Origin of the sequence: Rheinheimera mesophila (assembly GCF_000986865.1) — a bacterium.
GTDB lineage: Bacteria > Pseudomonadota > Gammaproteobacteria > Enterobacterales > Alteromonadaceae > Pararheinheimera > Pararheinheimera mesophila.
The window spans coordinates 77,487-89,631 of the sequence record NZ_LAVS01000086.1 but is presented as its reverse complement, the minus strand read 5'-3'; the positions used below and the strand labels follow the sequence as shown (position 1 = coordinate 89,631).

At 46.3% G+C, this 12,145-nt stretch carries 14 protein-coding genes and 5 tRNA genes; 3 read left to right on the top strand and 16 right to left on the bottom strand.

The genetic code is table 11. The features are described 5' to 3' along the window. Positions 1-101: 101 nt before the first annotated feature. Positions 102-1,415, bottom strand: a complete 1,314-nt coding sequence (gene paeA, locus SD53_RS13140) for a polyamine export protein PaeA (RefSeq protein WP_046520811.1) — start codon at positions 1,413-1,415, stop codon at positions 102-104. Between the two features lie 149 nt (positions 1,416-1,564). Here paeA and SD53_RS13135 point away from each other — a divergent pair, with 149 nt between their 5' ends. The 3 genes from SD53_RS13135 to SD53_RS13125 all read left to right on the top strand — a co-directional run bounded on the left by SD53_RS13135 (position 1,565) and on the right by SD53_RS13125 (position 3,477). Next, positions 1,565-2,350 carry a CLCA_X family protein gene (locus SD53_RS13135; protein ID WP_046520649.1) on the top strand — a complete coding sequence of 262 codons (786 nt, stop codon included), beginning with the start codon at positions 1,565-1,567 and terminating at the stop codon, positions 2,348-2,350. 84 nt (positions 2,351-2,434) lie between these two features. Beyond that, on the top strand, positions 2,435-2,692 hold the full coding sequence (locus SD53_RS13130; protein ID WP_046520648.1) for a hypothetical protein: 258 nt from the start codon (positions 2,435-2,437) through the stop codon (positions 2,690-2,692). A 92-nt stretch (positions 2,693-2,784) separates the two neighbouring features. Beyond that, entirely contained in the window at positions 2,785-3,477 is a 693-nt protein-coding gene (locus tag SD53_RS13125) for a 2OG-Fe(II) oxygenase (protein ID WP_046520647.1), read from the top strand. Between the two features lie 48 nt (positions 3,478-3,525). On the opposite strand, the gene mazF is transcribed toward SD53_RS13125, so the two are convergent. The 15 genes from mazF to ybgC all read right to left on the bottom strand — a co-directional run bounded on the left by mazF (position 3,526) and on the right by ybgC (position 11,965). Then, positions 3,526-3,861 (bottom strand): endoribonuclease MazF, encoded by a 336-nt coding sequence (gene mazF / locus SD53_RS13120; RefSeq protein ID WP_046520646.1) that lies wholly within the window; start codon positions 3,859-3,861, stop codon positions 3,526-3,528. Continuing rightward, entirely contained in the window at positions 3,858-4,088 is a 231-nt protein-coding gene (locus tag SD53_RS13115) for an AbrB/MazE/SpoVT family DNA-binding domain-containing protein (protein WP_046520645.1), read from the bottom strand. Before SD53_RS13115 ends, mazF begins: the two co-directional genes overlap by 4 nt. Positions 4,089-4,736: 648 nt before the next feature. Beyond that, a tRNA-Ser gene (locus tag SD53_RS13110) sits at positions 4,737-4,826 on the bottom strand. 105 nt (positions 4,827-4,931) lie between these two features. Continuing rightward, complete coding sequence (gene nadA / locus SD53_RS13105) at positions 4,932-5,990, bottom strand: quinolinate synthase NadA (protein ID WP_046520644.1); 1,059 nt, start codon at positions 5,988-5,990, stop codon at positions 4,932-4,934. A gap of 76 nt (positions 5,991-6,066) precedes the next feature. Next, positions 6,067-6,142, bottom strand: a tRNA-Lys gene (locus tag SD53_RS13100). Positions 6,143-6,163: 21 nt separating this feature from the next. Continuing rightward, positions 6,164-6,239: transfer RNA gene (locus tag SD53_RS13095), tRNA-Lys, on the bottom strand. Between the two features lie 16 nt (positions 6,240-6,255). Then, positions 6,256-6,331 (bottom strand) — tRNA-Lys (locus SD53_RS13090). Positions 6,332-6,357: 26 nt separating this feature from the next. Next, positions 6,358-6,433: transfer RNA gene (locus SD53_RS13085), tRNA-Lys, on the bottom strand. 325 nt (positions 6,434-6,758) lie between these two features. Next, entirely contained in the window at positions 6,759-7,619 is an 861-nt protein-coding gene (ybgF, locus tag SD53_RS13080; RefSeq protein WP_046520643.1) for a tol-pal system protein YbgF, read from the bottom strand. Between the two features lie 21 nt (positions 7,620-7,640). Further along, positions 7,641-8,147 (bottom strand): peptidoglycan-associated lipoprotein Pal, encoded by a 507-nt coding sequence (gene pal / locus SD53_RS13075; protein WP_046520642.1) that lies wholly within the window; start codon positions 8,145-8,147, stop codon positions 7,641-7,643. 42 nt (positions 8,148-8,189) lie between these two features. Beyond that, positions 8,190-9,539, bottom strand: a complete 1,350-nt coding sequence (gene tolB / locus SD53_RS13070) for a Tol-Pal system beta propeller repeat protein TolB (protein WP_046520641.1) — start codon at positions 9,537-9,539, stop codon at positions 8,190-8,192. A 4-nt stretch (positions 9,540-9,543) separates the two neighbouring features. Beyond that, a complete protein-coding gene (gene tolA, locus SD53_RS13065; RefSeq protein WP_046520640.1) occupies positions 9,544-10,449 on the bottom strand; it encodes a cell envelope integrity protein TolA in 906 nt (301 codons plus the stop codon). A 1-nt stretch (position 10,450) separates the two neighbouring features. Beyond that, entirely contained in the window at positions 10,451-10,882 is a 432-nt protein-coding gene (gene tolR, locus SD53_RS13060) for a protein TolR (RefSeq protein ID WP_046520639.1), read from the bottom strand. Beyond that, entirely contained in the window at positions 10,882-11,565 is a 684-nt protein-coding gene (gene tolQ, locus SD53_RS13055) for a protein TolQ (RefSeq protein WP_046520638.1), read from the bottom strand. The genes tolR and tolQ overlap by 1 nt, the downstream gene beginning before the upstream one ends. Beyond that, positions 11,540-11,965 carry a tol-pal system-associated acyl-CoA thioesterase gene (gene ybgC, locus SD53_RS13050; protein ID WP_046520637.1) on the bottom strand — a complete coding sequence of 142 codons (426 nt, stop codon included), beginning with the start codon at positions 11,963-11,965 and terminating at the stop codon, positions 11,540-11,542. Before ybgC ends, tolQ begins: the two co-directional genes overlap by 26 nt. Positions 11,966-12,145 lie beyond the last annotated feature (180 nt).

The window sequence follows — 12,145 nt, the reverse complement described above, 5'->3', positions numbered from 1 at the left end:
AACCGGGATTTATTTTGCTTTGACTCAAATGCCTGTTGGTTTGCTGCATAGCTCAAGGCTGCATCTGGTAAAGTGCTGCTTTGGCCGCCGGGGTCTGGACATTAACCACCAGCCTGCTCGCCTTGTTCTGCCACTTTGACTTTGGTCACCAGCAACTGGTCAATTTTGTAGCTGTCGATGTCCACCACTTCAAACTTGTAGCCCTGATACACCACAAAGTCAGTCCGTTTTGGAATTTTACGCAGCATATACATCATAAAACCTGCGATGGTTTCGTAGTTCTCATCATCCGGGAAACTGTCAATATCAAAGACCCGCATCACATCATCCAGCGGTGTTAATCCCTCAACTAACCAGGACGCATCATCACGCTGTACTATTTGCTCTTCATCCGAATTGACCAATTCGCCCATCACTATGCTCATTACGTCTTTCAGCGTGACCATACCTACAGTCAAGGCATACTCATTCAGCACCACAGCAAAGTCGACTCCACTGGATTTAAAATGCGCCAGCACCTCATACAGCGACAAGGAGTCAGGAACAATTAAAGGCGTATGGATCATGCCTTCTTTGAGTAAGTTAATAGGCTGCTGATGCAATACCTGCATCAGAATATCGCGGCTGTCGACATAACCCACCACTTTATCCAGACTGTCATCACAGACAATAAATTTGGCATGAGGATGCTCGGCAATCTTGTTTTTAATGCTCTCTGCCGATTCTTTCAACGTAAAGTAAATTAAGCTTTCGCGTGCTGTCATAGCGGAGGTGACAGTGCGGGAATCCATATCGAAGACGTTCTCCAGCAAAGTGCGTTCCTGCTGCTGCAAAACCCCAGCCTGAGCGCCTTCATCCATCATCGCCACTATGTCTTCCGGTGTAATTTGATCAACCCGCTGAGTCGGTACGTTAAAGAGTTTAAACACCAGATTGGCCACACTGTTAAATAACCAAACCAAAGGTTTCAAAATGACCAGCATCAGTAAAATCAGGTTCACCACAGAAATCGCCACTTTCTCCGGCGCTAACATCGCCAGGCGCTTTGGCATCAAATCGGCAAATAGAATAAATAAGGCAGTGACAAAAAACACCGATAAACCAAAAGCGATGCCTTCATTGGCCGGACTTTCAAAAAACAAATTAAGTAAGCTTAAGATTGACGGTGTAAAAGCCGCTTCCCCTAAAATACCACCCAGTATCGCCACAGCATTTAAGCCAATCTGCGCTATGGTAAAAAAACTACCGGGGTTAGACTGCAGTTGTAACACCAAAGCTGCGCGTGGTTCTCCGTCTGACGCCAATTGTTTTAAGCGGATTTTGCGTGAAGCCGCTAACGCTATTTCAGACATAGAAAAGAAGGCACTGGCACTGATCAGCAACAACATAATCAGCAAATTTTCTAGCAGGGACATAAAATTACTCTTTGTTTCATCAGGCTTTGCGTAAGCAAAAGCCATCAGGTTTTAATGAAAATCACTATACCGCTTGTCAGTATACGACTTAAACTCTGTTTTCCCAGCATAAGCGCTTAAAAAATGTTTAAATTTGAACCAGTTACCCTATGGCCGATTTAGTACCCCGTATTCAGCAAGCCTATTTTCGTAACGGCCCGGCCCATAGATCCGGTGCCGACGTCAGCTTTTTGGATATAGTAAAAATTTTTGGTTTCCAAAGTATTAAAATTGGCCGTTGGGTCACCGCAGCCGAACAACAACTGGCGGCCAATCTGTTTTTTGATGCGCTATCGGACCTAATGCTGCTGTTGCAGGTGCCGGAGCAAGTCATTTCACTGAACCAAAGCCTAAGCCTGAATTTTGGCATTGGTGGTCAACAAGGTAGCTGTGCTTTTTATCAGCCGCAGGGGCGCTTACTGGCTTTAGCGAAAAATGCCGGAGGCGGCAGTCTGGCACATGAATGGTTTCACGCTTTTGATCATTACATTTGCAGTAAACTCTTTGCCGATAAACTGCCAGCATCGGCTTTTGCCAGTTCCAGTTGGCTGACGAATGCTGAAGTTTCGGCTCACCCACTGAATCAGTATCTGGATCACGCTTTTGCGGCGCTGTTTTTATCTCCTGACGGCACAGAACCGAATCACTATGTCAGAACATCCGCAGCTTTTGATAAGCAACATGGCATTTATTATTACGCCAAACCGGAAGAACTAGCAGCCAGGGCTTTTGAGCATATGCTGCAGCAGCAACAAGTTAAAAACAGCTTTTTAGTCAGTGGTACTTTAAAAAGCAAAACGGCTAAAGCGGGTTTATACCCGGATCCCACTTTGTCGGCAGCTCTTGCCCAACACTGGCTGGGCTATTTTTCTTTGCTGGGGCGCGCTTTGCGTTAACTCCTTTTTTGCTATGGCATAAATATTGAACAGCATTCGGTATGAAGCACATGCTGACGGTATTTTGACGAAAGGAGCTGAAGGATGAATACAACCTGGCGTACAGAACAATTACGTCGTTTAAATCAAACGATGAAAGCCATAGAGATCTTGGCAGAACATCCTGATTTAACCCTGATTTATCAGGGTAAAGCCTGGGTTTACCGCGACTTGCTGGAACTGTCAGTCAGGATCTTCAGGCTGGCACAACAAGAAGGTTATGACGTACAGGCGTTTGAACTCTGGTTTGCCAAAGACGCCGAACTATTTGCACATTATGGACTGGAATGGCGGGTGGGCTGAGTGCTAACAATCAGCGAAGGCCTGAAGCGTCTAAAAAATACTGTATGATCCTCCACTTCAGGTCGTAGTTAACTCTCAGTGTGGTCATCTTTATGTGGCTGAATAAACAGCAAACTATCCGTTCGGCTATCCGCGCTTACCGAAAAGCTGTGCAGCGCTCCACTCCCTCGCTCGTTGTTATTGACGGCTTGTTTGACCCGGCCAGACTCGATGAAGTGGTTACTGTGTTGCAGCAAGAGCAGCACTGGAGTACACAACATCACAGCTACTCAGCGCTCTATGTAAATAATGAGACATGGCAGAAGACGCCTGATACTGAACGTTTTGTACAGCGGGATCTTTGGCTACGCCCTCTGCTTTGTACCAACTCCCCTGCTGCTACAGCGCTGGCATTTTTGCAATTCTTACGTGGTGACGAATTTATGTCGTTGTTATCTAAGATTTTTGATGTACAAATCACGGATATCAATGTAGCCAAGCCTGAAATTAACACTAACTTTTTTCGCTTAAGCGCCAGAGATTTTGTCAATCAGCATGCCGATGACTCGCCGGGTCGGGAGATTTGTATGCTGCTGTATTTAAATAAAGACTGGCAGGACCATAACGGCGGCGAATTGGTGTTTATCGGCCAAAATGAGCAACCTGTGACAATAGCCCCTTTGTACAACCGCTGTGTATTGTTTGACCCTTCATCCGAAGGCTCTGAACATTGGGTAAAGCCTGTATCTGGTGACAGTGCTGTTGCTTATCGTTATAACGTGACTAGCTGGTATTGGTCGGAGTGATGGGATATTTGGCTAATAGGGTTTAATTACGGAGCTTATAGCTCAAAGTCAAATCGAGAGAATGGTCGCAACTAATACTTTTACATTGGCCAAACAATCAGTACTAACCTGATCCACCTTATGCAGTCTTCGGGCTTGTGCATCTAAAGACTTCAACTGATCGGTCAAAATAACGCCCTGCGTTTTTTCTGAGCCAGTCACAACTACTTCAAAAGGATAACCTTTCACTTGGCTGGTGATTGGACACAACCAGACAAAACCAGTGATCTTATTAAATTGTTTTGGACTTAATACCAATGCGGGCCTTTTGCCAGCCTGTTCATGCCCTGCCTGAGGATCAAAATCGATAATAACAATATCACCCGCATCAGGAATTGGGCTCATAGCAGCTCTCTGCCCTCAGTATCATCAACCAGGGATTGATGTTTGTTTTGGGCTGTCACCCTCGATAGCAATTCCTCCAATGACGGTTTACTGGGTGTAATCACGATCTGGTTACCTTGCTGTTGTATTTCGACTTTGTCGCCAACCTGCAAAGACAACCTGTCCAGCAAGTCTTTTGGTAAACGAAGGGCGGCGCTGTTACCCCATTTAGATATTGCGATGGACATAAAGACCTTCTGGTTAGGATATACATTGTAGATACTTGGGAGTATAGATGAGGGGGGCTAAAGTGACAAATGAAGATTAAGTGGGATGTATGCCTCCGAAGCACACTACAGAGCGCAATAGCCCTGCTTTTACGGCCTGACGAGCACACTAAAGCCGCCAGATTTCTCAAACCCTGTGATCTAGTTTCTCAAACCCTGTGCGCCACAGCACTGTCACCCAAACTGGCTCCGAGAGAGGGATTGCCAGCACCATCCATGGTGCTGGCCCTGCGGGCGTGGCTGCGCCATGTACCAATATGCTCCGAATTTTAATCCGCGACAGCAGCACCACGGGATTATTCCGGGCATCCTGCCCTCCACCCCTTCGGGGCCGCGCTAAAGCGCGTTCCGGTTTGCTCCCGGCAAACCGGTCGAACTAAGGCTTCGAACCAAATCCTCTTTCTCCGGATTAAATGAAAAAGGCCCACGCTTTTGCTGTACTAAGGGATTGCCAGCACCATCCATGGTGCTGGCCCTGCGGGCCGCGCTGAAGCGCGTCCAAATTCGCTCCCGGCGAATTTGTCGAACCGAAGGGTTCGAACCACATCCTCGCTCTCCGGTTTAAATGAAAAAGCCCCGGACGAAAGTCCGGGGCTTTTTCATTTAATCTGGCGGAGAGAGAGGGATTCGAACCCTCGTTAGGGGTTAACCTAAACACACTTTCCAGGCGTGCGCCTTCAGCCACTCAGCCATCTCTCCGAGGCTTGCTACAGCAAGCGCGGCTATCCTATTGAAAATAACCGCGCCGTGCAAGACTTAAATACAGAAGGCTGTTTTTTTGCTGGAATTTTCAGCAACAAAGCCTTAAGCGTTGCCTTTTACCGGCATTTGCGCTGCTTTAGCAAAGTTCAGCATTCTGTCCAGCGGTATTAATGCTTTTTCACGCAGATCGGCATCAACAAAGATTTCGTGGCCTTCAGACTGCAACAAAGCGTCCTCAATCGCCTTCAGACCGTTCATCGCCATCCAGGGGCAATGTGCGCAGCTACGGCAGGTTGCGCCGTTACCGCCTGTTGGAGCTTCAATAAAGGTCTTATCCGGCATAGCCTGTTGCATCTTGTAGAAAATGCCGCGGTCTGTCGCCACAATAAAGGTGTCGTTTGGCATGGTCTTGCTGGCTTTGATCAGTTGGCTGGTCGAGCCCACCGCATCAGCTAAATCCACCACATTGGCAGGGGATTCAGGATGAACCAGCACAGCAGCCTTTGGATATTGCTTTTTCAGCTCAATCAGCGCTTTGGCTTTAAACTCGTCATGCACAATACAGGCGCCCTGCCATAACAACATGTCGGCTCCGGTTTGTTTTTGCACATAAGCGCCCAGATGACGGTCCGGCCCCCACAGGATCTTTTTACCTTCGCTGTCTAAGTGCTCCACTACATCCAACGCAATGGACGAAGTTACCACCCAATCAGCCCGGGCTTTTACCGCCGCTGAGGTATTGGCATAAACCACCACAACCCGATCCGGGTGCTGATCACAAAAGGCGCTGAACGCGTCAGCCGGGCAACCTAAGTCCAGTGAACAGGTCGCTTCCAGCGTCGGCATTAATACAGTTTTTTCCGGGTTCAGAATTTTGGCGGTCTCGCCCATAAACTTCACCCCAGCCACAATCAGAGTTTTGGCTGGATGCTTATTACCGAACCTGGCCATTTCCAGCGAATCGGATACACAACCGCCCGTTTCTTCGGCTAAGGCCTGAATTTCAGGGTCGGTGTAGTAGTGTGCAACCAATACCGCATCACGTTGCTGTAACAAAAGCTTGATACGTTCTTTATAGGCAGCTTTTTGATCCGCGTTTAACGGCAAAGGTTTTTTCGGGAATACAAAGTCAAGTTCGTTAAAGTGCAGTGCTTGATCCATAACGGCCACCCGGTTTGAAAAAGTGCGGCATTATACACAAAATTACGTCTGGAAACCAAGGAAGCGACTGATTGCATGGTGGGTCATGATGGATTCGAACCATCGACCAACGGATTAAAAGTCCGCTGCTCTACCAGCTGAGCTAATGACCCATGCAAGGAGAATAGATAAAGTGGTGGGTCATGATGGATTCGAACCATCGACCAACGGATTAAAAGTCCGCTGCTCTACCAGCTGAGCTAATGACCCAGAGTAGGCGTCGAATTGGTGGGTCATGATGGATTCGAACCATCGACCAACGGATTAAAAGTCCGCTGCTCTACCAGCTGAGCTAATGACCCAATTCAAGTTGTACCTGGCGCGGGAGTGGTGGGTCATGATGGATTCGAACCATCGACCAACGGATTAAAAGTCCGCTGCTCTACCAGCTGAGCTAATGACCCCTGCCGCGGACGCATATCTTACTTATTTAAATTTCCAGTGCAACCAAAAATTACCAGAAAGGCCATTTTCTTTGCTCAACTGCTTAAAATGCCAGCATAAAAACGCCAGTTCAGACAAAACAAAAAACAGATGCTGTTATTTCTATACAACAATCACCAGTCTTGGTTTGCTTATGACTACAGAAGTGGAGCAGTTGACCGAGAGCTTTTCGTAACAATCTCTGGAGCTCTCCTTCCCCACATCTGCATTGAAAACACCGTTTCACGCCGTTGCAAATAAAAACCCCGGCATAAGCCAGGGTTCTTTTTCAACACAACAGTTAAGTTACAGTGTCTCTAACTTAGCCTTTGCTGCTTTTGCAGGTTTAGACTGTGGGTACTTGCTGACTAAAAGCTGATAAAACTGCTTAGCAGCAGCTATATCGCCCTCACGTTCAGACAGTTGCCCCAATTTAGACAGAGAGTCTGCCGCTTTGGCTGATTGTGGATACTGAGCTACCACACGTTCAAATTGAGCTTTGGCTTTCAACAGTTCATTTTTAGTAAAAAACAACTGGCCTAACCAATAGTAGGAATTCGGTGCGTAACTGGAATCCGGGTAGGTACGGACGAAGTTTTCAAATGCAGGAATAGCTGCATCGTAGGCGCGATCTTTTAGCACCAGGTTCACCGCACTTTCATAGGCATCACTTTCCGACGGGCTGGAAGAAGCAACGCTAGCAGCATCTGTTGCTGTTGCAGCGGTCTGAGGCTCAGCACCATTGACTACAGCAGCAGGATTACCTACAGGGGCTTGCTCGGCAGTCGATGTCGGAGTGGTTGTTTGTGTAGGAGTGGCGGAAGTTGAACCTGACGTGGCACCAGTGCCCATTCTCCGGTCAATTTCCTGATAAATATTGCGTTGTTGCTGCAATATTTCTTCTAATTTGTAGGAATGCATTTCAGTAATGCCACGCAATTCAGACACTTCGTCTAATAAAGCGGACACTTGCTGTTGCATAGCAACCTGAGCATTAGCTCTGGCCTCAACAATACGTTCCAGTGCCGCTATACGGTCAGCCGTGGAGGCGTATTTTGGAGTCTGGATTGCGCCACCGCCAGCGCGGGACAGATCGGCTACAGGAGCCGGATCTGCCCACGAGGCAATGCTGATAACAGAAAGCGCAGTAATTAAAGATTTTTTCACTGCTTTGCTTCGTATCAGTTATTAGTAAACTAAAACAGCGCGACGGTTTTTAGAGAAAGCGCTCTCGTCGTTACCTTCAACAGCTGGTTTCTCTTCGCCGTAGCTCACTACTGACATTTGGCCAGCAGCAACACCCAGGTTAGCTAAGTACTGAGTAACAGCCTGACCACGACGCTCGCCTAACGCGATGTTGTACTCTGGAGTACCACGAGCATCAGTGTGACCTTCAACAGTTACAGTGATGTTAGTACGAGCGCGTAAGAAAGCAGCGTGAGCTTCCAGAACAGAAGCGAATTCTGAACGGATAGCTGACTGGTCGAAGTCGAAGTAAATAGTGTTGTCTTGACGCAGAGCTTCTAATTGCTGACGCAGCAATTCTTCAGCTGACAGGCCTTGTTCAACTACTTGGTTAGTGTTTGCACCAGTGTTTGCATCAGTAGCAGCTACTTCATCAGTTGAGCTACAAGCAGCTAAAGTTAACACTGGCACTGCAACTAACAAGCCTTTTAAAACTTTGTTTAAGTTCATAATTGTTGTCCTTAGTAAATCAATTAACCAAATTTTCGTTTTTTATAAAAATGGTGACCAAGCCGGAGATTTGACTCTGCCGTTTGCCGCCGGTAACCGTGCTTTAAAGCGCCCATCCATGGATACCAGTGCCAGTACTTGTGACGAACCGTACAAAGTACTATAAATTATCATTGAGCCATTCGGCGCAATGCTTGGTGACTCGTCCAAATAAGTGCGAGTCAACACCTGCAAATAGCGACTCTCAACATCCATGCGTGCGATATTATACTGGCCATTTGTTCTGTTGACCATAACAATACCGCGCCCGTCTGGTGTATAAGAGGCAGCTAAATTCATTTCACCCTCAAATGTTACCCTTTCAGTGACACCTGAAGCTACATTTACGCTATAAATTTGTGGATTACCACCACGTTCTGAGCTGAAAATCAACTTAGAACCATCTGGCGACCAGTTCGGCTCTGTATCAATCCGTCTGTGATTCGTCAGTTTTGTCAACGCTTTAGTCGCAATATCCATCACGTATACTTCTGCATTGCCATCTTTTGATAACACCATCGCCATTCTGCGACCATCCGGCGACCACTTCGGTGCACCGTTAATACCTTTGAAACTGGTTAGTATACTGCGACGGCCAGTATAAATATCTTGAATATAAATTTGCGACTGACGTTTTTCGAAAGTCACATACGCTAACTTCGTACCATCAGGTGACCAGGCTGGCGACATTAAAGGCTCTTTCGCTCTCAATAATACCTGCTCATTTTCACCATCGTAATCAGCTACAACTAATTGATATTTAAAGTCTGCTTTGTCACGTACTAACACATAGGCTATTTTAGTTAAAAAAGCACCACGTTCACCAGTTAATTTTTCATAAACTATATCACTAATGCGATGGGCATATTGTCTGAACTGGTCACCACTGATGGTCGTTTCACGCGCATCCAGAATATGACTCAGCCCTGTGGTCAATTGTCCACCTATAATAGCCGAGGATGAACCGCCACCTGATGCACCTTTAAATACGTCGACTAATTCAAAACGAACCGCATATCTGTTGACGCCAACTTCGCGGATGGTGCCAGTCACTACCGCCTCAACCCCTTGTTTCATCCAGCGTTGATAGTCAATTTCTTTGCTGTTGGTCGGTTGTTGTGGCATCCGCGTCACTGCAATAGGGTTAAACTTACCACTACGCATTAAGTCAGCCGATACAATATCAGCAATACGTTGATTTGGCAGCGTATTCCCTTCGAATTTAAAAGGCACTATGGCAACAGGACGCGCACTGTCCACACCATCTGTGATGACAATTTCTAAACTGGCATACGATTTTGCACTCAGCACCAGTGCGAACGCAACCAGGCCTCTTCCTATCAACTTCAGCATATTGTTATCTCAGTTCCGGTCTCAAAATTGTTGTTAAATCCTTCAATGCGTCATATACATCAGGGTCCGGCGACATAGGGAAGTTACCCGCCTTTTGTATTGCACGCATTGCCGATTCACAAAGCGCTCGGTCTCCGCCCAGTACCGAACTGGAGGTGACAAAACCATTGCTGGCCAAACGTATATTCACCCGGCACTCTTTGCCGCGCATTGTATCGTCTACAAACCAATTCTGTTGAATTTTTGCAATAATCATCGCCAGGTAGCGTTGTTTTTCGGTCAGTATTTGCCCGGCTTTCGCTGCACGACGAGCTTCTGCTTCTTCTTCCAACTGCTCAGCTAACATTTCCTCCGCAGCTTCACGCTCACGTTTTTCCTGTTCAGCTTTCTCTTTTTCAGCTTTTTCTTTGGCTGCTTTTTCTTTCGCAGCCTTTTCTTTAGCTAATTTTTCTTTTTTCTTTTTCTCTAGTTCTTGCTGCTTTTTCTTTTCTTCTTCTTTCTTTTTCTTCTCAGCAGCCAGCTTTTGCTGTTTCTCTTTTTCTATCGCCTGTTTTTTCTTTTCTTCAGCCGCTTTCTTTTCTGCTAGTTCGGCTTCTTTTTTCTCTTGTTCCTGTTTTTTCAGGCGCTGCTCTTCCAAACGTTTTTCGCGTTCTTCCTGCTGTTTCTTTTTCTCTAAATCTTTTTTACGTTTTTCTTCGTCTTTCTTTTTCTGCTGATTTCTCTCTTTCAGCTCATCAAACTGAGACTGATCGACTGTAGTTGCGTTTAACGGTGCGCTCAAATCACCCGGCATAGGTACTACTAAAATCTCTTCATTTTTGAAGAAATTAAAATTAACAAACAGCAATACCGCGACAACAAGGTGCAAGGCACCCGAGATGATCAGCGACTTCTTAAACGCTGGTTCCATCTTAGTTTTGCTCCACATCGTCAGTCATCAAACCAACGGAAGGGGCACCTGCATCTTTCAGCAAATTCAGCAATTGGATGATAGCGGCATAATTTACCCGACCATCCCCTTTAATAATAACCTGGGTACCAGGCTCGAGCTGCAGAGTACCAGCCACTTCCATCTGCATTTCCTGAGCGTTAAACGGACCTTTATTCACGCCATCTTTTTCAAAGTAATACAGACCGCCTTCGTCCACTGTAGCAACCAGTGGTGTCTTACCATCTTTCATCTGCTCTATAGGTTCCGCATCTGATTTTGGCAACTCAACTTTGACACCTTGCGTGATGATAGGCGTTGTTACCATAAAAATAATCAGAAGTACCAACATTACGTCTATATAAGGAACAACGTTGATCTCTGCCACCATACGGCGTTTTTTACGGACGTACATTAGTTGTTATCTCCGCTGGCCATCGCCTGACGGTGCAGAATATTGGCAAACTCTTCGACAAAATTTGCATAAGCACTTTCCAGCATCTCCACCTTGTGAGAAAACTTGTTATACGCAATAACAGCAGGAATAGCGGCAAATAAACCGATCGCTGTTGCGATGAGTGCTTCGGCAATACCAGGCGCCACCATGGCTAACGTCGCTTGTTGTACAGCACCTAACGCAATAAACGAATTCATGATACCCCAGACAGTACCAAACAGACCGATGTAAGGACTGATAGAGCCAACAGTGGCTAAAAATGGCAGATGAGTCTCCAGACGCTCGACTTCACGCGATAACCCTACCCGCATAGCACGCTGTGTTCCTTCCATCACGGCACCAGACTGACGACTGGTTTTGTGCAGGCGGGCAAACTCTTTAAAGCCAGCTTTAAACAAGGCCTCTACACCTGTCACTGTGACTTTGGCGCTGACCTCGTTATACAGTTTTGACAGATCAATACCTGACCAGAATTTGTCTTCAAACTGTTTGGTCTCTTCCACAGCAATACTCAGGGCTTTGTTACGCTGAATGATCATGGCCCATGAAATGACAGACATGCTCAGCAACATCAGCATAACCAGCTGCACAACCACACTAGCGTGAAGAATTAAATCAAGAACTGATAGTCCGCCTGCCACCTGATAACACCCCTAAAACATCGCGAGGTATTGCACTCGCTTTCATTAATGATAGTTTTACGCAAGCAATACTAACCTGCGCTGAACAAAGCAATTGTGCATCTGCGTTGTAGATTTCCTGCCAAAATACCAAACTGGCTTTTTTTAGCTGTCTAATCTCGCTTTTTACCAACAAAAGTTGGTTAAACCTTGCCGGCCTGTGGTTTTCCATCTGAACACTTTTGACCACAAAACCTATATCCTGACTCAACAGCAGATCCTGCTCTATACCCAAACTTCGTAACCACTCAGTCCTGGCTCTTTCGAAGAATTTCAGATAGTTAGCATAATATACTACACCACCGGCGTCAGTGTCCTCGTAATATACTCTGACACGAAATTCAAAGCGTTGCAGCATCATACTCGTTTGTCATCCAAATTGGCCGCTATGATATTGGAGGCTACAGCCGAACTCAACAGGGCGGGCCTTGCCGACGTTAAAAATATTTTGGTTTTATGACATTCTGACGACTATCCGCTGCTAAGGCAGAAAAATTTCTGAAAAGTTTCAGGTTCACGACAAAAAGGGAAAAATCAGCGA